Here is a 21194-nt window from a genome sequence, read left to right as displayed (position 1 = left end):
GTAATTTAGCATTGTAAAACTTGGTAAACAAAAATGAAAAGAACGAACAGCCCGATCAGTCAACAAGATCTTCAGATTGAGAAGATCCCCTCGCCGTCGACACAGGCATTTGCACTATTGTATCGATTGCCGGGGTTGCTTGTTCGCTTTTGTTTAGTTCATTGGAAAGAAATCGCCGTTACCTTTTATGGGTCGTTGATGATGGGAATCTGGCTCTTTGTCGCCTATAACAAAATAATAAATTTTGAGCAACACATGGAAGGTATGCTCCGACAGCCATTTTCAAAGCCAGTTGCAATTTTTCTAGCTTATGCAGTACCAAGCTGTGAACTTATTGCCGCGCTATTGATCGGCTACAAGCCTACTCGACTGCTCGGATTAGGATTTTCAGCACTACTAATGACTGCTTTCACAGCATATGTTGGCCTAGCCATATTACATGTCTGGAGTGATAAGCTACCCTGCAATTGTGGGTTGATCATTCAGATCGGTTGGAAAAAACATTTTGTCTTCAACGTATTTCTCCTGCTAATCAGCAGCTGGGCCTTTGTATTGCAATGGTGGATCTCAAAATCTGTAGTCACGACTGATATAAACAATAAAACATATCGCTATAGCAATATACAATCAGTTCCTATCTGGAGAAACCGGAGTGGCAATAAGCAGCCCGTGTTAAAACGAAATCATGGGCATAAAAAAGAATAGCACCAAAAGCAACGTCAGAACTCTGATGCCAGGCATTGGAGTGAAGGGCGTGTCTGCCAAAAGACATGGATTACCCTGCTTTCCCTGCTGAGCGCAACGAACAGAAAAGTCAGCAAAAAGCAGACAGAAGTACAAATCAATTTACAAAATCTTAAAATTATGGTCATGAACCTAATTAAAATTATCAAAACAAATGTAATGCCTATTCTAGGATTAGCCATTGCAGCAGGATTATCAACTTGGTCGTTGACATCTGCAAACACCACTAAATATGCCGATCCAATGGATTGGTATGAAAGACAACCTGATGGAACTTATCAATTACTTTCGGGTGGTCCGACAGATGAACCATCAAATGGTTGTCAAAAGGAGATTACTGAATTATGTGCCAAAGGTTTTGAACCAGATACAGCGCCTTCGGTGATTAATGACTCCACTCCATCTGATGCACAACGTTATCATGTAGAGCCGTAATACTTTTGGTTAGCAAAGGAAGCCCCGTGAAAGCATTGTCTTTCACGGGGTTTTCCTATTTATTTTGCTGTTACTTCAAGCGGAAATGGCCATGTCCACCGTGGATCATTGGGTGATAACACATATTTCCTACCATCCACGGTACGTTCCAAGGTAATATTGGCCCCCTCGATATTTAACCGTCGCAGATCCGACCAACGGATTCCACGGAAGATCAGTTCTTTTCTCCGCTCCTCTAAAATTAATTTCAAGGCGTCTGCCTGAGACAGATTTTCAACAGGCACATATTTCCCTTTTTCCCAACGTTTCTCCAAAAGATGGTTTAAGTCCAACAGTCCCCCTGCGACTTTGCCGTTTCTTACACGACATTCCGCCCGATTTAAAAAGATCTCATCTACCGCCAATCCCGAGAAATAATTACTCCGGGTCGAAAAGTAATTATATGTTCCCCTAAACCGGTAACCATTCGGTCTCTTCTCAAAGAACAATTTCTTGCGCAGATCACCCTCGGTATAGCTATTATAAAGCTGATCGGGAATTAGGGCACTCAAAAATGTCGTTGGGTAATATTGATACGGATCCGCCAACATACCAGCCCAATAAATCACCTCTGGTTTGATGATGCCCGATTGATTATTGCCTGTCAACGGTTCAGTAAGTGCCATATTGATCAGATTATAATCCAAGAGGAAATCTGTGATAGCCAAACAAGAATCAGCATATTTCTCAGCAGCAGTATAATCCTGCATCATTAAAGATACCCGAGAAAGCAAGGCATAGCCTGCTTGTTTGGACGGTCTTGTCGGAAAATCGTTATTTTCCTTCAGGTATTTGACACTTTCCTTCAGATCGCCTACAATACGGCTGTAAGTCTCCGCTACAGTAGACTTCACCAAAACTTCATTGATATCATCTGTCATCCGCAAGGGAATTGATTTTTCATCATTTGCCCCACCGCTACGATATGGCGGGGCAAACACCTGTGCTAACTGATAAAATAAATGGGCACGATGGAATAAAGCCTGCGCTTTAAGATAATTTAGGTCATCTTTCGAAGCACCTATCTTATCTAAATGACTCAACACCGTGTTTGTTGCCAATATCGCACGGTAAGGATATAGCCAGTCCAATACCTCCACTCCGGCATAAGGTTGTGCATCCCAAGTATAATAGTTTTGCATCTGAGGGCGTAAATTGGCATTGAAGTCAGCATCTAGCAGATAAAAATTGTCTGCGCCTGATTCCCCTAACTGCGGAGTCACCCCTTGGCCATTTGTTCCATTTAAATAAGCATCTCTATCCAAGAGTGCTTGAAAATGAGCCAATGTGGTCGGGATAATCAAAGAATCTTTAGGTTTTTCATTAAGAAACTCTTTTTTGCTGCATCCACTGAACAGTAGGCTTATTATCAACAGTTTTATAATTGATTTCATGTGTTAAAAATTAAAGTGAAAGTTTTAGACCAAACGCGACCTGTCTCGCTTCTCTTGGATTATTGTTATAGTAAGGATCAATGCCGCGGTGATTCGCTTTCCATAGCATTCCCAGATTGCTGAAATATAGAAAGGCTCTTACGTTTTTCAGTTTTCCGAGTTTAGGAATGGAATAGCCAATATTGATGTCATCAAAACGGATGTGATCGCCACGCTGCACGAGTACCTCAGCATATTTATAAAAATTATCCCGATTCACATTAGCCGGATATACAAGGGAAGGAATAGCTGTGTACATTTCATCCCCAGTTTCTTGCCACCTAGCCGCATAGTCTGCATGCCCGTACCAGTCACCGGCAAACATATTGGTATAATTCACCGAATTTGTTCTAAAATAATAACCGAATTTGAAGCTGATACTAAAAGAAAGATCAAATTGTTTATAGGTCAATCTATTCCTTACCGCGCCGAAATGTGTCGGCTGGGCAGTGCCAAAGAAAACAAGATCTTCCAAGGGCGTCTGGTTATACAAAGCATTGTAGTCTTTCGAAAGATTTCCTGCCAATAAACCCTGTGGATCGCCATTGGCCGGATCAAGTCCCTCCCATTTCAAAGCGAACACACTGTATAGCGGTCTGCCCTCCAGCGGATTTGCTAAGGTGATCGGTAGGTATTGCTGGCTTGTGCTCGCTACCGGCAATAAGTACTTTGTTATTTTGGAACTTGTATGACTATACATCCATACGGTTTCCCAGCTCAGTGCGCCTTTAATATTTTGTGTGCTGAGCTGAATATCAATGCCGCGTCCCTTCATATCAGCCACATTCATGTAGACACTTGACACACCGTAGGTAGGATCTACTGGAGTACTGGCAAGTAGATCGACCGCTTTTTTAGTGTACCAATCGATCGTTCCTGAAATACGCTTATTCAAAAACTCAAAATCAATCCCCGCATTCCACTGCTTCACTCTTTCCCAGGAGAGCTTACTATTGGCAATATTATTTAGATAAGCTGTTGGGAAAGGATGCGTAGTACCGCTTGTATTTAATGTAATGGTCGATATCGCATTGGCATTGCGTGCAATATTTCCGCTGACACCATAGGTACCCCTAAGTTTAAAGCGGGAAAACAGTTTGTCCAATCCGATATCTTCCTTTGCCATATCCCAGGCCGCACCTAATGACCATAATGGTGTCCCCTTGTCATTTGTATTGAGGCCGAAGAGATTCGCTTCATCCTTTCGTAAACTGGCGTATACATCATACCGATTTTTGTAGCGATAAGATAAATTGCCAAAGTAAGACAAGAAGTTGTCTACAGCGCCATCCTTATAATCATTAAATGCGATTCGCCTCGTTGCCGTTGTTGTCCGCCGTGAAAAATAAGTCAACAGATCCACTTGATTAGCTATGGCGCCATTTTCGGCATTATAGCCTATATTTTGGTAGTTTTCATTTTGAGTTCGAATTGTACGGATCTCAAATCCGGCCATCGCATCCAGTTGATGTTCTTGCTTCCAATTTTTAGAATAATTGAGCTGCCCTCTCCCTTGATGGCTGTGGGTGCTGCTATAATTTTGCCAGATAATGCCACCCAATGGAAATGGATAGGTGACCAGACCTGTGTTACGATTGATCTGCGCAAGATCATTGATATTGTTTCGCGCATAATACGATTCCTCGGAAAATAGATCCCGACCATTGCCGGACTGATGCTGATATTGGTATTGGAGCGAAGCCTGCAATCCATCGAGAACTTTATAGTCCGCCGAGACAGCGAAAAGTAAATCCTGCTTGTCTGTGGAATGCGTCTCGCGATTTATTTCGTCTAAGGGACGATATGTCCAGTCCAACAAGCGGCCATTACCGACAGTGTCCAAAAATCCTTTTCTATAATTCAGATACACGGGCAACGCATTCCCATTGTCATCAGCCAAGCGTGCATACGGTGATAAGGTATACGTACCAGAGGGTGCTGTTCCCATCCCATCATTATTTCCATTCTTGTTGTTTGTACGGATATAACTGATTGTCGTTTCAAATCCGAGCCGATCCGTTACTTTGAAGCGATTGTTGGAACGCAGTGTAAAACGTTCGTTGGATGTACCGACCAATTGATTACGTCCATTATCCAACCCCGTTGAAATGTAATATTGCATCCTGTCATTTGCACCACTGACATTCACGGCATTCTGACTATTTAGTGTGCCCTGATAAAAATATTTCCGAAGATCTTTTTTCACATCCTGACCAGCCAGTTGTGCTAACTGCGCATCAAGATCAGGAGCGTTCGCGATCATCAGTTCCACCGCATCCGGTACGACAGTAATTCTATTGCCTAAGGTTGTCGGATTTTTATAAGCATCATATCGGCCATTGTCAAAGAGGAACTTTTCCAAAGCGATACGATCTGCCGAAGACATGATTTTGCGGTGATCAAGGTCAGGCTTTCCCTTATAAGACAAGTTACTATTCCAGGAAACGGTAGTTGCACCTATTTTTCCCTTTTTGCTGGTCAGTACAATGACACCGTTACCAGCACGAGCGCCCCAAATTGAGGCAGCAGCTGCATCTTTAAGCACAGATACGGAGGCAATATCATTGGGATTTATATTTTCCAGATCACTTTCATACGGAAAGTTGTCCAGTACGATCAAAGGTTTGGCTTCGGCATTGATGGTACTGCGGCCACGGATCAGAAAGGCATCCTGTGCAGCCGCATCTCCATGATTAACCAATAATCCCGGAGATAGGTTCTCGATACGTTGGATTATGTTTGCACCGACATTCCGATTGATCAGCTCTGTTCCGATCACATCGACACTGCCCACTACCCTTTCTTTTGAAATATGCTGGTATCCCGTGTTGATCAGCACCTCTTGTAACATGTTATCAGCTTTAGCTAATCCAATTTCTATCGTGTTGGATGCACTTAGGCCAAATGCTACTGTTTTAGGTCGATACCCTATCCGCGATAAGGTCAGGCTTCCTTTCGGAGCGTTTATTTTAATTTCAAATTTGCCCTTATTATCGGTAGACGCTTTTATCGATGATCCACCGACAAGTGTAATGGTAACACCTTCTATAGGTGTGTTTGTGGAGGAGTCAAGCACTATTCCGGCCAATAGACCTCGATTATTTTGGCTATAGCCAAAATTGGTCGATAATAAGGATATGATGAGGAGAACAAAGTATACTTTGATCCCACTATGTAATTGTAGTATAGGGTTCATTATTATAGGTTATCTTATGTTAGGCTTAATTTCAGCTATATTGTTATCCGCAAGGATGAGCATGTCTATTTTTCTTTTCTTTTTTGAAGCTGTAAGTCCGTAAGCTCTCAGAGCTTGATTGAGCTTATCAAGATTCATTTGAAGGTCTTTATAGTAAGGCATCGACACTTTACCAGTAAATCCCGACTCATCTATAAAAAGAGGCTGGTCAACCTTCCATCGTACTGAAAAATTGAGCAGCTTAACAAAGTCCTGAAAGCCCTGCGGATGGCCAGAATTGGTGATGCTCTCTTTGGAGTTATTATCCTTTACTTTGCTTATGACAATACACTCTTTCCTAAGCAATTTGCGTTCAATCTTGACATTAAATTGAAGCGATAAATCGTTTAAGACTTGTCTTACCCAGTGTGATCTAGCAGTATCCTTGCTGATCAATTGATAGCAGAACATCGCCTCCAGTCCATGAAGCTTATCTATTTGCAATAGGTTTTTATGGGTGATGATCGTTTTGTTGTTGGGTTGTTGCAACGTATGCAAAAACATAGAAATCGGATCAGCATTGGTATAATTGACAAAGATTTTGTCTTGTAATTTTTTTTGCGAAATAATGCTTCCGAGACCATCCCGTCCACTACTGAATGTAGTAACAGCGAAACGGTTAACATTCGCAGTATCTATAAAATCTGTAAGGTATCGGCTTCGTGAATAATCAAGCCGATCATTTTTAGTTGCAAGCTTAAATGAATCGTCTGTTAATGCGCGTTGAATATTTTCGCCTGTCGCATCAGAACCTTTTGTAATAGCGATGATTTTACCATTCTTGATCCATACTTGATGCGGGATCATTTTATGGGGGAAATACTGTTTCAGATATTCTGTTTTCGTACCCGAGAAAAGTTTTATTCCCTGTTTTTTCAGGAAAGCATTTACACGATCGCGATCTTCATAACTTGTCGCAAATACCGCCAATTCATCTTTAAAAATTGGCTGTAGGCTATCCAGCTTGTGGATAGACCTGATACAGGGACTGCACCATGTTGCCCAAAAATCGATGATGATCAGCTTCTTGTTGCGAAACTGCCTAAGTTTAATTGAATCACTTTTAGATGGAGCATTAACAATATCAATTGGCAAATCCCAAAGGGACTCTGGGATGCTATCCCCCACTATCAGCGGTTTGATCAATTGCCCATTGGCCCCGCTATTCTTGCGGGGCGTCTGAGCTGATAAACTAAACATAGAAACTAGAAGATATAGGATCACTAGTACGGTGATCTTTAGTATTTGAATATATAACAGTGCGCTACTATTGGATTGTAGTTTTAATTTTTTCATCATTTTAGGGGTTGGTTTTGGATGGGGACACTCGTTGGAAGAAATCGGAGATTGCTTTAGAAATATCTATTGCTTCTTTGTTTACCTCTAAAGAAATAGATACCTTACCAAGATCACATTGAGTCATGTGGATCATAAAATAAGCTATTAATGTGCGCAGAAGTGCAACGGAAAATTCAGACAATTGTGAATTACCATTCAAATTTTCCTTATCCCTCGTGTCAGGTTGTAAAGCAACAATATAGTCTTGAATTGCGATTAAGGGATACTTTTCCCAAAAGTTCTGAACATTCTTAACAGGATCATATCCTGGTTGATGCGTCTCGAAGATCACCATATCCAGGAGGACTAGGTGAGCGTAATTAGATTTCATTCTTAAGATTTTAATGGCGTGCTTAGGACATAGCTATTCCAGTCCGACTGAATCAGCTATTTTTTCAGGCTATACGCCACGTGTAATAAAATTGATTAATTGGCGGTGCTAGAATTCTTTTGAATGAGTATCACTAGGTAAATAATTGGGCGTCTCGAATTCCGTAGCTGATGTGGCCAGATCATTGCTGGCGAAATCAGACCGAGCTACTCGGGAGATTTGAAGATGTTTTTTGTGTTCTGTTTTTTTGTCATAATTCTATTGTTTATTTCTATGAGGGGAAACTGGCAGAAACAACAGAATTATAATAGATCACCCTATTGCTTGCTCTGCCGAGAAGGCGTAGGACAGCCACCGTCTTTCGACGGCCGAGCACAGAGCAAGCAGGGTGACCAAGTCTTATGACTACACAAAGATAACATAAGACAAAGGTCTTTCCTACTCCTTGCACTCGAACGTCCTACTTTTCTCCGCAAGATTTTTAAAGCACTTATACTTAAACAGTATTTTATTCAATTATTGCTAAAATTAGCAACCTCACTAAACAATTCAAATATACACATTATATGTATATAAATACAAATAATATGCAAAATTATTGCATCAAGCTACATTTAGATATTGATGTTATATTATGGAAAAGAAGAAAAGAATTTTAAATGCATTCGGGGAATATTTAGAGAAAAGATCTATAAACAAAGCACAGGTATGTAAAAGAACTGGGATACATCCAACTAGAATGACATGGCTATGTTACGCTCCTGTTTTATATATACGTAGCAGTGAGTTACAATTGATTTCATTGGCTATAAACGTAGAGGCTTGTCAGATGCAAAAAGATTTATTTGGTAATTTAAAGCTTAAAGAGGAATTTACTCCTTCAGAACAGCTAATCAACATTATATCAAAGTTACTGAATGAAAATAACCTGATAATTAAAAATAAGATCACAGATAAAGATATTGAGCGAATAGCATTGATTATTCCTTTTTGCGTGGAAGAAAAAGCTGAAAATGAGATACTAGAGTTACTTGGCCTTAAACGTAGAAGTTCCAAATTAACTAACTCTTTAAAAGTATCTATTGACGTAGGACTATTGACTTTATGCAAGAAGAATTTTGAAGGAACTATTGTTTCTGAATATGCCTTAACGGAATTAGGTAAACAGATTATTGAAGGTTTATAAATGTATTTAATAATACATATGCTATTCTTTGATTTTAATCAATAAAAGTGATGGAACATAAAAATGGGGATTTACCTTCAAATTTAAGACAAATCCTTTTAAGTAAACTTAAAGGATATTCTCAACTCATATGTGAATCAATGATCCATATTGATGCCTGCTTAAAAATTGAACATAATAGATTTCCAAAATTAAATACAGAAGAAAATTCTGTATTACATGTAATTCATTATAAACTTGCTATAATTGAAGCTTCTAAGCTACTGAATTATAAAATCTCTGATGGCAAATACAGCAAGAACGAAAATGATAAATATTCAGTTTTTGCAATATTATCGTTTATAGAAGGTCTAAAGCCACAGTATAAGAGTAAATATCTTTCGAATACGCTAGAGAGTTTAAAGATCGAATTGAGTTCTTGGAAAGAATTCCATAGTAATGTCTTGGATCTCAGAAATGAATGGTTTGCGCATTTTGGAACTGAAAAGCGTCGAAATTTTTTAAATTATGTTGATACCGGACATTTAAATAATCTAATTGTGTTACTTAATGAATTTCAGAAAATATTAAACTCTGAATATAATTTGGGCCTCTCAAATTTATTCGATCTTGACCTAGAAATTATTGCTAAAATATATGAGAAGGGTTTTTCTGTGTAGCTATATACTTTATTTTGGCACCTTTAATTCCGAATCTCTGGATAAAGTAAGAGGTAATAGCTCAGCAAGCGACCATTTCGGTTTTCGTCCAAGATGTGCATTCATTTCAGGTGATATATCCTTATACAAATATTCATGTATTCCCTCATTTTTTGCTATTCTATCTAAAGTTGCTCGTTGATTAACAAGTTTTTCCATAAACAAATATGAGCGGGTATTACCATTAGTCAACTTATCTATATCTTTTCCCAAGGAATTCAACTCATAGGCTTCTATTAGCCTTCTCATTAAATTTAAACAATCTTCAGCTTCATGTTTCATTCCTAAAAAGTGTAAGATCTCAAACCGTAATACCAAACAATGAAACTGATTTCTACGATGCTGTAATTTATCATAAGTATCCAAAATTGGATCTAGATCATTTAATAAAAGAAGTAAAAAATCACGATCCTCTATTCTTATATCAATGTTAATTGATAGAGTTTCTTTATTCCAATTACTGAACGAATGAAAATAATATGTTTTCGTAAACTCCCATTCTATTTTCTCACCCAAAAGATTGCATACTGCTAGAAAATTGTAGTTCTCCTTCGCAAACTTCACTAGCTCTTTCAATTGATGGTTATATTGTTCATCCAGCTTCGACCATTCTGCAATGAGTAAGTCACGATAGGCATCGACTTTTCGTCCAATTGTAGTTAAGTAATTTCCAACGAGTTCGTGCAATAATAATTTCGCTTCGGCTTTTAGCACATGAGCATAGGCAACGATTCTCATATCTGCAAACTGCGGATTATTGTCTAGAATTTTCGTGACACCATCATAATACTTCTTTATCTGTTCTGCTCTAAATTCATTTCCCTCAAAACATTTGTTATAGAGATTTTCAAATTGTAAAAATGATCCGGCATTTTCATTCTCAACAATCCTTTCAATCTCTTTACTAAATTGATCTTTCCCTATGATACCGAGTAAATACTTCGCCTGGATTAGGGTATATGTGACCATAGTCTGATCTTCTGGATGCAAACTATTTAACTCGCTATAAGCCAGTTTAAGAAAGTTAATAGCTTTCAATAAATCATGTTGATGATAGTAAGCTATTCCACAGACCATATTGAATGTTGCTGAGGCATTATCTCTCGGATGGGACCGCTCTTCTATCTCAATAATCTGAGAGAATGCATGTTGATTCAACAACTCATAGCCATAATTTTCAATAAATGCTATGTTTTGATCGATACTATATACCTCTTGAATACCATCGATAACAATACCTTTTAATTTTCCTCCTTCATTGCTATTGAATCGAAGATGCATTCCTACATTACGTTGTACGCTACCGAAATCGAAAGCTTCTTTAAAGATCATATTGATCTTTGCATGATCAAGAGCTTGTCTGAATTTGACTTTGTATGTTTTGGGAGTTTTTTTTGAATTATACTTATCAAAAAAACTGCGGTATACCTCTCCTACTGATTCCATATAAAACTGATCTGCGGGATAATCATATAGAATATAATAGGAAGGAATTCCAAAATTTACTAAATAATTCAAATTACTTACTTCAATTGGGTATGTTATAGATCCATCTTTTAACTTTTTACTAGACTCAGTAGATTTCAGCTGTATGGCAAAACGAAAATTGGTATACACACCATTCTGCTTGATTTCACCTATAAAATCAATCCCTTTGTCTCGTTGATTCTCTGAACGAAGTTCAAATAATGAAGGATCAAATTTAAGCGACAAGCGATTTCGAGAAATAGTTTCTAGCTCTTCTTGTCGACTTGATTTAGGTAATGCAATATTATGGCTCATTCTTAAATTTAATGATTATCTATCGAGAAATCAAAAATGCAATTATAGCCTCAGAATTTTATAATACTCTACGGGATACCATAAAAAATGCTTCTCATCTAACTGTATTTTAGATAAAAACATTTTTTATATGGAAACAATTAAAGCAATAAAACCGGGACCAAAGCCGAAGAAACAAGACGGCACTCCCGACAGAAAACAACGGGTTACTCCCGAAACGAAACCCAAACATCCGGATCTGAAACCACATAAGCACAAACCGGGGGATTCGAAGTAAAAGAATAAGGGCTTCAGCTATAAAGTATAGCTGAAGCCCTTATTTGTACGTCGCAATTTTAATAAAGTTCCAAACCGTACAATAGTGCAGATTCCTTTGACTATGGCATTAGAGGTTCTATTCCAAAGTAAAATCTATGATGCCATTATCTAATCATTAAGAATTGTCTCTACTTTAGCACCGATTATTTTTAGCATCCTATCAAATCCCACATCTGTCGGATGAGTACCGTCCACGGTTCCTTCCGAATCATCGCCTATTAAATGATCGGTTGGCAAGTAGTACAAGTCTTTATATCCGGCTTGCAGCAGTTTTTCATATTGTAATCTAAAATTCTTATTCTGCTCAGTCAATCTTGATTTCCACTTCAAATTGTAATTGCTTATCTGCCGTGTAATACTTTCTATTAACAATATAGGTACATCCGGATGAGATTTACGAAGCCGCGCTACGAAATTAAAGGTTCTTTCTTTCACCTCCTCGGGACTACTATTTGGTACACAATCCAAAATGAACAAATCAACAGTCCCGATATCACCGAGCATATCTGCGACAGCCGGCTCCATACGGGCATTTCCGCTCACTCCCATATTAATCACATTAGCATTTAATCTCCGTCCTAATTGAGCCGGATAAGCTAAGCCTGGACGGCTTGCTGAGGCTCCATGGACAATACTAGACCCATAAACCACCACCGTTTTATTAAAAGATTGTCTAGTGGCTAAAAAGGAAGCTTTCTCATCAATAATCACCTCAAAATCTAATAATTCTTTGTACAAAGGAAAATAAAGAAGAAATTCTTTCTCGGTGTTGGCCATATCTTCGACCACTATAGCATTACTTTCTGCTTTCTTGAGATCGGGACGGGCCACCCCGGCAAAGCGCCAGCCGTTAGCTTCTTTCACATATACATCAAATCCCCGTGACATAATTGGGGTCGAATTATTACCCAATTCCGCATCGACTGTTTTCCATCTCAGGGATAGTTTACCGGTATTACTCTTAAAAGTGACATACATTCCAGTACCATGTGTATACAATTTCTTTACGGCAGCAGGAAGATTTTTATACTTTAATGTGTCTACACGATGATATCTACGGGTATTTTCAAAAGACTTTCCTTGAATCTCAAATTTAGATGCAGGAATAACTTGTTGCGCATAGCTAGAAAATGAACTACAAATAAGGATGATAAAGAGAAGCGTACTGATCTTTTTTTTCATTGCACTTTAAATTAATGATAAACAAAAGTCGTAATAAAATTCGCCCCCTATGGGGGCGAATTTTATTATTTACTGAGCTTAAGCTCTATAAATGTTGGGTAATGATCAGAAATATAATGTGTATATTCATTTTTAACAATACCACTTTTGGTAACCCGTGAGGCTGCTACTGAATTGGCCCAAATAAAATCAATACGTTTAGGATGACCGGTATTCTTTTGTTTGATATTGCCATTACCATCCTTAAAAGTCGGAACAGAACTTTCAAACTCCTTATGTAACAAACGATAGGTATCTTTAAATCCTGCTTCATGCAGTTTCCCCAATACAGAATAATCGATCGCTCCATTGTGCAAGTTACGGATGTGATCATGTTTTTGCTCACTTTGCTTCATAGCGTCCAAAACTTCCTTTCCATATTTGTCCTTGTCCGATATATCCAGAGAATTAAAGTCACCCATAATGAGTATAGGTTCGTTACTCGGCATCTCATTGACTTGCGCCAAGATATCCGTCACTTCCTTCAATCGCTTCTCATAACTGAATGGCGAAAAATGAATGACAAAAAAGTGTACACCTTTTATTTTCGCATAGATGTAGCTATGCCACATATTTTCAGTGACCTTCTTAAAATTGACCAAAGGATACTTGGAGGTAATGGCCACAGGAAATCCATCTTCCTTAGATTGTAAAACATAGTCGTGACCGATACGCTGTCCCAATTGTTCCAGCGTCTTTTGGGTATATCCATTCATTTCTTCCAGGGCAATCACATCCGGCTTCCAGTCCTCTGCAAAGTTTACAAACCGATCTATATTGACCGAATCTTTCTTTAATCCATAAAGGACATTATACGAGACAATCTTTAATGTTTCCTGCGCATTTACAATACACACATTCGCAGCCAAAATGATGGAAATAACAAATAAGTTTTTATAATTTTTCATTTTCTTTTTCTTTAAGTACCTGATTTATCCCAACCTTTATTCTGTTCGAGCTTGGTATTTAACTGAAGCTCTTGTGTCGGAATTGGATAGTAGTAATCTTTTTCCTCTGTCCATTTTTTTAGAATGTCCGGCAAATTGACAATACGGCCACCATTTTTTCCATTTTCCAAAACCAGTTCACCCAGTTTCTGATATTGGACACCAGGTTTTTTGGTAGGCGCAGTGCCTTCGTAAATCACCAGGTCCAATTTTCCATCTTGATCCAAATCGTATTCGCCTGCTCCAGGAAAATACATTCCATAAAATGGTTTGGCAACTTTCGCTCCTTCTTTCCAGCGTAACAGGTCATTATAGCGTAACCCTTCTTTTACAAGCTCGATACGGCGCTCTCGGCGAATTTCCAAGATTGCCCCTGTTTGGCCACTCTTACTAACATTGGGATAAGCAGCCAAAAGATAGGGATCAGCTTTGGAATTGGCATCGGCCAACACCAAATTGGGCATATTGACACGATCCCGAAGTAATTTAATGGATCTGTCAATATCATTCTGATTGATTGTACCCAATTCGGCCTTTGCTTCGGCATAGTTAAGTAATACTTCTGCATAACGGATAATGGGCATATCATTGGTGCTTTGCCCAGCATCAAAGCCCGGTGCAAGAATATACTTAATATATTGATAACCTGTTACTGATGTTGCAAAATCAGGAACTGATGTTGTATTCGCACCAATACGCTTGTAACCAGGTGTGCGAACCGTCTGCGATAGCCGCGGATCGCGATTCTGCGTTTCTTCGTAAAACGATAGTTTATCAAAGTTAGGCTTGTCGGTAAATCGGCTTCCATCTTTCATCAAGTAATTATTCACAAGCTCTTTAACCATACCCGGACGGCCGTAAGAAGCGGACAAAATATAGAAATTCGCAGAATGGACAAAAGGAACAGATGCGCTATACTGCCGCGCCAAGATCATTTCTGCAGGATTGGCATCTTCTGCAATGAACAGCTCCTGATAGGCTTTATTTGGGTCACTTTTGTAGATACTGTAGGTATTGGACTTCATTAACTCGTCGGCGGCAGACACACTTTGCTGAAGCATGTCTTCCCAATCGCCCAAGCCATGGTATTTGCGAAATGTCCCCTCAAATAAACACATGCGGGATTTAAAAGCCAAAGCGGTCCATTTGCTGATCAATTGAGCGCTTTTGGCTGTACTGCAATTGGCGATAGCAAAATCAAGATCTTCAAGTAATTTAGCAAAAACAACTTTACGTGAATCTCTAGGTTTGAACATCGCAGGATCATCCAGCTGATTTACTTTGTCATACCATGGTACGTCACCAAAGCGAACGATCTTGTCGTAATAAAAATATGCACGAAAGAACCGAGCTACACCGTCATACTGCAACCTTGCTGCCTCATCTGTACATTTGTGCGAATTTTCAAGGTAAAAATTGATACGACGAAGGGATGTCCATGTCCACCCTCCTCCACTCGCTGGAGTGGTACGAGTACCCTGAAATTCAGAAGCGAGCGTATTACGTGCTTCGTCATCGCCCTGACCCGGTGTATTGTAATGTATGGCGAGCGCATCCGGAAGATCTGCATAAAAAGCATTGGTAAAGGTCTGCAACTCGGAAGCGGTCCGAAAATAATTTTCAGGTGCCAATTCGGCTATGGGGTATCGCTCCAGATAATCGTTGTTGCAAGAACTAACTGCAAGTCCAATAATGAGCGTAAAAATATTGAGGTTTCTTTTCATGATTTTTCATTTTAAAATTTACACGCACAAACTAAAAAGACAATTGAGCGCCAAAAGAATAGACACGGCCTACAGGATAACTCCTGCCGGTATTATCGCTCATTACTTGTTCAGGATCAATATAGTCGGTCTTTAACTTCGTCCAGGTATGTAGGTTTTCCCCACTGAAGAACACACGTAGCTTATTGATCTTTGCCTTCTGGGTAAGTGCCACAGGAAATGTATAACCTACAGTCAGATTACGTAGTTTTAGGTAGGCTATATCTTGCATATACATATCGTTGGCGACAGAAAGTTCAGAGTTTTGTGCTGTATACCCGCGTAAAAAGGGGAAATAAGCATCTGGATTTTCTGGAGACCATATTTTATCCTGAAAATTAGACGGAATAAATGAGTCGCATGGTCTCGCATAGACGGACCAAAACGCCTGTGCCTCGAGATTAGGATACCAATTTTGCTTCCCAATCCCCTGGAAAAAGACAGATAGGTCAATGCCATTCCAATTAGCGCCTAGGTTTAGCCCATAGGAATAACGCGGTTGATCGTTTCCGATAATGGTACGGTCACCAGGATTGGCAAGCGTATTATCGCCAGCATCAATGATACCATCGCCATTGAGATCCAATATTTTGATATCACCTGCTTGAAGCATGCGCAAGTCTGCTGTGGGAGCCTGAACACGACGCCTATTGATCTGATCTTGATTGACGATTTTCGCATACTCCTGTGCTTCTTCGGTTGTCTTAAAAAATCCGTCGTAATGATACCCCCATATTTCGCCCAATTTTTGTCCCGTATAATAATTGCTCAATAGCCCGGCATCATTGGCAAACTTGGTAATTTCGGCTTGATAATCAGACAACATTGCTCTAACTGAATAATTGAAAGGTTTTCCGCCTAAATCAAAATGATCTTTCCATAAAAGAGAAAGTTCAAAACCTTTGGTCTTGAGGTCGGCTGCATTCTCCTTGGGTTCAGATGCACCAAATACAGCCGGCTGGGTTTTGCCTTTACTCAGCATACCCTTTGTCTGCCGGACATAAAAATCAGATTGAAAATCGAGCTTATTATTGAATAAACTAAAGTCCAGACCTAAGTTGCTGGTGGTAATTTTTTCCCAAGTCAATGTGGGCGCTACCGGCGCGGGGCTATTGGCAACATTTAACTTTTGACCATTGACTAAATAGGAGATCTGACCTGTACCCATGGATGAAATATAAGCATAGGTATCCACCTCCTGGTTACCAAGTGAGCCGTACGAATATCTAATCTTCAGGTTATTGATCTTGTTTTTCAGTGGAGCGAAGAACTTCTCCTCGCTGATACGCCAGCCTGTAGAAAAGGATGGAAAGAATCCAAAACGACTGTGCTTTGGAAAACGTGAGGTACCATCGTATCGACCACTTACCTCCAGCAAGTATTTGCCTTTGTAATCGTAATTGGCACGATAGAACCCTCCACGTACTGCCCACTCATCGCCACCTGCCTCAAACTGTTTCTCCCCGATCACCAAATCAAGATCATTTAAATTCTCAGACAATAGATCCTGACCAATTCCTCCAATACGCTTATAAAAACGGTCTTCTTGATTAAAACCGCCCATCACAGTAAGGTGGTGATCGCCAAAATCCTTTTGGTAAGTAGCAAAAACATTGATAAAATGCCAAGCATATTTACCCATATTTTCCCGAAGCTTATCTTGATTCAAAGCTCCGAGTGAAGACAATTCGAGCTGTCCAGGATATTTCGAATAATACTGTTTGGTCTGTCGGTAGGAATAGTCAGAACGATATTCACGATAGGAATAGTTTCCAGTTAGGGATAGACCTTTTCCCAATTTCAAAACCGCTTCTGTCATATTGGTAAATTCTGTGCCCCGCGTATAGCCACGCATTGTGCCGCTTTCGAGCGCATTGTGCAGGCCGTACCCAATAGGATAACTATTAATACCCGAATACCCCGTAAGTGTGCCATCCGGATTTCGCGGCACGTACATCGCATGATAATGGTAGGTCGGACTATTGCTCACGTTGTTGGCAACGGTGCTGAAATTATTTTCCAGTCCGGCCCAATCATAGCTGGATTTGAAAAAATGTGTGCTATTGCTGATGGTCAGCCAGCTTCGGATATCTGACGCGATATTTGCACGTAGATTATAACGTCCAAATTTATCGGGATCAATATTGAATATCCCTTGTTCACTCGCTTTGGAACCAGATATTGCATAACGTGTATTGCCAGAAGATCCAGAAAAAGAAAGATTATGCTCGTTTTTTGGTCTTGTTTTTTTGTACAAATAATTGAACCAATCGAAGTTGGCATAGTAACGATATATGTCATTACCACTAGCATCTTTCTTAACCACAACCCAGGGTCTATCCGGATTTTCAGTCTTATCGTTAACACGTGCAAGTAATTCTTCATAATCCTCATCGGTATAACGCGTGGTCCGATACCCTAATGCGTTGTACATAGCGTCATCGTTGATCTTCGCATTCCAATAACCACTTGTTATGAAATCAGTATTTGTGGCATGGGTAGTGAAACCAATATTATTATTATATTCAATGGAGGTCTTTCCATTTTTACCCCCTTTTTTTGTTGTGACCAAAACAACACCGAAGGCACCACGCGCTCCATAAACAGCCGCTGCGGAAGCATCTTTAAGCACCGTTACGGACTCTACATCATTGGGATTAATTCGATCCAAGGTACCTAGAATACCATCAATCAAAATCAATGGACCACCACCGTTAATGGATGTATTTCCCCTCACATTGACTGAACCACTTGTACCGGGTTTTCCTGATCCAAAGACAATGTTGAGATTGGGAATATTGCCCTGAAGGGCTTGGGTAAGCTGTGTGACAGGACGATCTTCAAACTCCTTACCCGATATTTGGCTCACCGCCCCGGTTAGGTTAACTTTTTTCTGTTCACCATAACCGACTACAACGACCTCATCCATTGCAGTAATAGCGACATCTAGGCTAACTTGAATTTCATTTTGTCCATCTACATTTACCTCCTTGGACTGATAGCCTAACATTGAACATACAAGCTGATCATTATTTGTTTTAAGGCGAATCTCAAACCTACCATTGTCGTCGGTAGTTGTTCTATTATCCGTTCCTTTCTCCGTAATAATAACATTGCTAATTGGATTGCCCTTTGAATCTACCACTTTTCCCCCTACGCGACGCTGTTGAAGGACAAGAGTAGTATTGAGACCTGTAACATATCGATTCCACGGGATTCCTTCTGTTGTAGAAGCTGGCTTGCTTAATACGACATTATTGTCCATAATCTTATAGACGATCTGATAGTTTGCAAGCACATCCTTCAATGCATATTCGAAAGGTACATTTTTGTAATCGACATCGATACGCTTGGCATTGCTTAGCAGAGTAGCTTTATACAGAATATTGTAACCGCTCTGTTCTTCTAAAACCTTTAATATGGTTTCGAGTTTGGCATTTTTCTTTTGGAAATTGACTCCTTGCCCAAATGTAATTGCACTCAACTGGAGGTTAGAGGCCAGCAACAAGGGAATCGCTAATGACATTTTCATAGCAAATTCTTTTTTGGCAGAGATCCTACTTTTAGGCAAAGGATCTCCATACCGTTTTTTTTTGTACTTTTGCATACGGTTGTAATGGTTTTTAAGTCTATTAAATCTTTTTCAGCCTGGTCTTTTCGAAGACAAATTCAGGGGCGGTCGTAACGCTCCTGAACTCTTCTTTATGGGTTATCTTTTCACATAAATTTTCCTCCCTTTCAATTCAAAATGAATATCTCCGACTAGTTCGATCGTACGGAGTAGTTTGTCGATATTATCATATCTTGACACTGTGCCCGAGAAAGCAAAATTTTCGGGATGATAATCAAATTGGACTTCCACGTCATACCATCTACTGATAATTTCCATGACTTCATCAATAGGTGTATTATAAAAAGCAAATTTTCCTTCTTTCCAGGCAATGAAATAGCGTGGGTCTACAGCCGTCTTTAGAAACTTTTTGCTTGTAAATTGAAACACGGCTTGCTCAGCAGGACTTAAGTAGAGGTTGTCCTGAGGGCTATCTTGAACATTTAATTTCACCTTGCCTTCCACCAAAGTTGTCACGATCGATTTACCATAATTTTGAAGGTTAAATGCTGTTCCTAAAACTTCCAATTTCTGATTACCTGCATGAACAATAAAGGGCACCCGTCTTCCTTGATAGACCTGTTTAGCAACCTCAAAATAAGCTTCACCCTGCAATTGTACTTTTCTTTCATCACCGTTAAAACTAATTGGATAACGTAGTGTAGTAGCGGCATTCAGCCAAATCTTTGTACCATCTGCCAATAATAGCTTATATTCCCCACCACGCGGCGTAACGATTGTATTATACGCTGTCTGCTGATTGCTAGTCCCTGAGCTTTTCAGACGATAGGATATAATACCTTTGTCGGATTTGATAATTTCAAACGCACCATTATCTATGATCGTATCCAATTTCAATTTTTCGAGATCTATACGCTCGCCACTTTCTAAAATTATTTCGGCTTTTTGGGATCCGGGAACTACCGCAGGTAGATTGTTGACCATTGCCCGGTCATCCGGTCTATTTTCTTGTATAAAGAAGAAGATCGAAGCAGATATACCAACTAGCAACAATATAGCTGCGATACTGACATACTGTAGAATGTGAATTGATGATCTCTTTGCAATTGGGCTGGAAACAACTTGGTCTTTTATTCTTTCATCTTCAATGATTGTCTTAAAAAGATTATCGTGCGCAATTTGATTGTCTGGAGACTGCTCTATCTCTCCCTCGTCCATAAGCTGTTGCCACGCATTCAAAAAATCCGGATCATTGAGATAATTGGCAAAATTTTGCTTTGCACGCTCGTCTAATGTTTTTGCCAAAAATTGGCTGATAATAATCTTATATGCTTCTACTTTGGACATCCTTATCTGTTGTACGCTATAATATTATTCGTACAACTAGGATCGATGAACTAGTCAAAAGATATTTTTTATTAAAAAAAGGATTAAAAGTAAGCCATCAAGTTTCAAACGTACAAACTGGCATGCTGCTACAAGATGGTTGCGTACGGTATTTTTGGAAATACCAATTTCTTCGGAAATTTCTGCATAACTCATTTCCTCTATTTTGCTCTTATGAAATACAAGTTTTTGCTGTGGCGGTAAGCAGGATACAATCGTCTTGAGTACTTTATCTAAATCTTTATGAGCGATTGTCCGCTCTAATTCATCACTTAATTCATCCCATTCTGCTAATTGTGATACTTGATATTTTTGTCTAGACAGCTCTTTTCGAAACAAAGTGATGGCCGTTCGCTTTGCTACTAAAAATAAAAATGGAAAGATAGCTTCCGCAGACGGGATTGAATTCCGTTTTAGAAAAAGTTGCACAAAAATCTCTTGCATAACCTCCTCCACGTCTAATTCGGAAGAACATACACGACGTACCTTGTAGTACATCAAAGGCCTATAAAAATCAAAAATCTTTTTAAAAACCTTCTCGTCTCCCAATTTAAAGCGATTAAACTCATCAAGACTCAATGGAACTGCATTTAAATCCATGGTTATATTTTCCCTAGGTTACACTTGGTCTAAGCAACAAAACTTATATTAAATCTATATAAATGCAAGGTTATTTCAAAATGAAATATGAGTATCCCAAAATTTCAGTCAGTTTTCAACAGGGCTACTACCCGACAAAGCGATCTACAGGCCATTCTTCCACAAAA

Annotated in this window: 16 protein-coding genes; 5 read left to right on the top strand and 11 right to left on the bottom strand. The window is 39.3% G+C overall.

Going from position 1 to position 21194, the window contains the following annotated elements:
- The first annotated feature begins 33 nt into the window (after positions 1 to 33).
- Complete coding sequence (locus tag ACHWSC_RS05750; RefSeq protein ID WP_394676119.1) at positions 34 to 705, top strand: DoxX family protein; 672 nt, start codon at positions 34 to 36, stop codon at positions 703 to 705.
- A gap of 165 nt (positions 706 to 870) precedes the next feature.
- Positions 871 to 1179, top strand: a complete 309-nt coding sequence (locus ACHWSC_RS05745; protein WP_394676118.1) for a hypothetical protein — start codon at positions 871 to 873, stop codon at positions 1177 to 1179.
- 59 nt (positions 1180 to 1238) lie between these two features.
- Here the strand turns inward: ACHWSC_RS05745 and ACHWSC_RS05740 are convergent, their stop codons facing one another.
- The 4 genes from ACHWSC_RS05740 to ACHWSC_RS05725 are packed head-to-tail and all read right to left on the bottom strand — an operon-like array spanning position 1239 to position 7555.
- A complete protein-coding gene (locus ACHWSC_RS05740) occupies positions 1239 to 2612 on the bottom strand; it encodes a RagB/SusD family nutrient uptake outer membrane protein (protein ID WP_394676117.1) in 1374 nt (457 codons plus the stop codon).
- Positions 2613 to 2622: 10 nt separating this feature from the next.
- Positions 2623 to 5847: a SusC/RagA family TonB-linked outer membrane protein gene (locus ACHWSC_RS05735; RefSeq protein WP_394676116.1), complete on the bottom strand. Its 3225-nt coding sequence runs from the start codon at positions 5845 to 5847 to the stop codon at positions 2623 to 2625.
- Between the two features lie 9 nt (positions 5848 to 5856).
- The gene (locus tag ACHWSC_RS05730; protein ID WP_394676115.1) at positions 5857 to 7185 is read right to left on the bottom strand and encodes a TlpA family protein disulfide reductase; all 1329 of its coding nucleotides are present in this window, start codon (positions 7183 to 7185) and stop codon (positions 5857 to 5859) included.
- A gap of 1 nt (position 7186) precedes the next feature.
- Positions 7187 to 7555, bottom strand: coding sequence for a hypothetical protein (locus tag ACHWSC_RS05725; RefSeq protein WP_394676114.1), 369 nt, complete (start codon positions 7553 to 7555; stop codon positions 7187 to 7189).
- Between the two features lie 634 nt (positions 7556 to 8189).
- Between ACHWSC_RS05725 and ACHWSC_RS05720 the strand changes: the two genes are divergently transcribed.
- Positions 8190 to 8741, top strand: a complete 552-nt coding sequence (locus ACHWSC_RS05720; RefSeq protein WP_394676113.1) for a hypothetical protein — start codon at positions 8190 to 8192, stop codon at positions 8739 to 8741.
- A gap of 50 nt (positions 8742 to 8791) precedes the next feature.
- The gene (locus ACHWSC_RS05715; RefSeq protein ID WP_394676112.1) at positions 8792 to 9400 is read left to right on the top strand and encodes a hypothetical protein; all 609 of its coding nucleotides are present in this window, start codon (positions 8792 to 8794) and stop codon (positions 9398 to 9400) included.
- Positions 9401 to 9409: 9 nt separating this feature from the next.
- Here the strand turns inward: ACHWSC_RS05715 and ACHWSC_RS05710 are convergent, their stop codons facing one another.
- On the bottom strand, positions 9410 to 11221 hold the full coding sequence (locus tag ACHWSC_RS05710; RefSeq protein ID WP_394676111.1) for a DUF4365 domain-containing protein: 1812 nt from the start codon (positions 11219 to 11221) through the stop codon (positions 9410 to 9412).
- 130 nt (positions 11222 to 11351) lie between these two features.
- Between ACHWSC_RS05710 and ACHWSC_RS05705 the strand changes: the two genes are divergently transcribed.
- On the top strand, positions 11352 to 11498 hold the full coding sequence (locus ACHWSC_RS05705) for a hypothetical protein (RefSeq protein WP_394676110.1): 147 nt from the start codon (positions 11352 to 11354) through the stop codon (positions 11496 to 11498).
- Between the two features lie 149 nt (positions 11499 to 11647).
- Here ACHWSC_RS05705 and ACHWSC_RS05700 read toward each other — a convergent pair whose 3' ends face one another.
- From ACHWSC_RS05700 to ACHWSC_RS05675, 6 genes are all read right to left on the bottom strand, one after another.
- Positions 11648 to 12721, bottom strand: coding sequence for an SGNH/GDSL hydrolase family protein (locus tag ACHWSC_RS05700; RefSeq protein ID WP_394676109.1), 1074 nt, complete (start codon positions 12719 to 12721; stop codon positions 11648 to 11650).
- A 65-nt stretch (positions 12722 to 12786) separates the two neighbouring features.
- The gene (locus tag ACHWSC_RS05695) at positions 12787 to 13668 is read right to left on the bottom strand and encodes an endonuclease/exonuclease/phosphatase family protein (RefSeq protein ID WP_394676108.1); all 882 of its coding nucleotides are present in this window, start codon (positions 13666 to 13668) and stop codon (positions 12787 to 12789) included.
- Between the two features lie 11 nt (positions 13669 to 13679).
- Positions 13680 to 15431 carry a RagB/SusD family nutrient uptake outer membrane protein gene (locus ACHWSC_RS05690; RefSeq protein WP_394676107.1) on the bottom strand — a complete coding sequence of 584 codons (1752 nt, stop codon included), beginning with the start codon at positions 15429 to 15431 and terminating at the stop codon, positions 13680 to 13682.
- A gap of 31 nt (positions 15432 to 15462) precedes the next feature.
- A complete protein-coding gene (locus ACHWSC_RS05685; RefSeq protein ID WP_394676106.1) occupies positions 15463 to 19002 on the bottom strand; it encodes a TonB-dependent receptor in 3540 nt (1179 codons plus the stop codon).
- A gap of 177 nt (positions 19003 to 19179) precedes the next feature.
- A complete protein-coding gene (locus ACHWSC_RS05680) occupies positions 19180 to 20388 on the bottom strand; it encodes a FecR family protein (protein ID WP_394676105.1) in 1209 nt (402 codons plus the stop codon).
- Between the two features lie 54 nt (positions 20389 to 20442).
- Complete coding sequence (locus ACHWSC_RS05675; RefSeq protein ID WP_394676104.1) at positions 20443 to 21027, bottom strand: RNA polymerase sigma factor; 585 nt, start codon at positions 21025 to 21027, stop codon at positions 20443 to 20445.
- Between the last annotated feature and the right edge of the window lie 167 nt (positions 21028 to 21194).

Source organism: uncultured Sphingobacterium sp. (genome assembly GCF_964277905.1).
Classification (GTDB): domain Bacteria; phylum Bacteroidota; class Bacteroidia; order Sphingobacteriales; family Sphingobacteriaceae; genus Sphingobacterium; species Sphingobacterium siyangense.
The sequence above is the reverse complement of the archived record's forward strand: the minus strand, read 5'-3'. Positions and strand labels throughout refer to the sequence as shown.

Coding starts and splice junctions, on each gene's coding strand:
- ACHWSC_RS05710 (WP_394676111.1), bottom strand. CDS start 11,221: ATGAGCCATAATATTGCATTACCTAAATCAAGTCGACAAGAAGAGCTA.
- ACHWSC_RS05705 (WP_394676110.1), top strand. CDS start 11,352: ATGGAAACAATTAAAGCAATAAAACCGGGACCAAAGCCGAAGAAACAA.
- ACHWSC_RS05715 (WP_394676112.1), top strand. CDS start 8,792: ATGGAACATAAAAATGGGGATTTACCTTCAAATTTAAGACAAATCCTT.
- ACHWSC_RS05695 (WP_394676108.1), bottom strand. CDS start 13,668: ATGAAAAATTATAAAAACTTATTTGTTATTTCCATCATTTTGGCTGCG.
- ACHWSC_RS05740 (WP_394676117.1), bottom strand. CDS start 2,612: ATGAAATCAATTATAAAACTGTTGATAATAAGCCTACTGTTCAGTGGA.
- ACHWSC_RS05750 (WP_394676119.1), top strand. CDS start 34: ATGAAAAGAACGAACAGCCCGATCAGTCAACAAGATCTTCAGATTGAG.
- ACHWSC_RS05680 (WP_394676105.1), bottom strand. CDS start 20,388: ATGTCCAAAGTAGAAGCATATAAGATTATTATCAGCCAATTTTTGGCA.
- ACHWSC_RS05725 (WP_394676114.1), bottom strand. CDS start 7,555: ATGAAATCTAATTACGCTCACCTAGTCCTCCTGGATATGGTGATCTTC.
- ACHWSC_RS05675 (WP_394676104.1), bottom strand. CDS start 21,027: ATGGATTTAAATGCAGTTCCATTGAGTCTTGATGAGTTTAATCGCTTT.
- ACHWSC_RS05685 (WP_394676106.1), bottom strand. CDS start 19,002: ATGAAAATGTCATTAGCGATTCCCTTGTTGCTGGCCTCTAACCTCCAG.
- ACHWSC_RS05690 (WP_394676107.1), bottom strand. CDS start 15,431: ATGAAAAGAAACCTCAATATTTTTACGCTCATTATTGGACTTGCAGTT.
- ACHWSC_RS05720 (WP_394676113.1), top strand. CDS start 8,190: ATGGAAAAGAAGAAAAGAATTTTAAATGCATTCGGGGAATATTTAGAG.
- ACHWSC_RS05745 (WP_394676118.1), top strand. CDS start 871: ATGAACCTAATTAAAATTATCAAAACAAATGTAATGCCTATTCTAGGA.
- ACHWSC_RS05700 (WP_394676109.1), bottom strand. CDS start 12,721: ATGAAAAAAAAGATCAGTACGCTTCTCTTTATCATCCTTATTTGTAGT.
- ACHWSC_RS05730 (WP_394676115.1), bottom strand. CDS start 7,185: ATGATGAAAAAATTAAAACTACAATCCAATAGTAGCGCACTGTTATAT.
- ACHWSC_RS05735 (WP_394676116.1), bottom strand. CDS start 5,847: ATGAACCCTATACTACAATTACATAGTGGGATCAAAGTATACTTTGTT.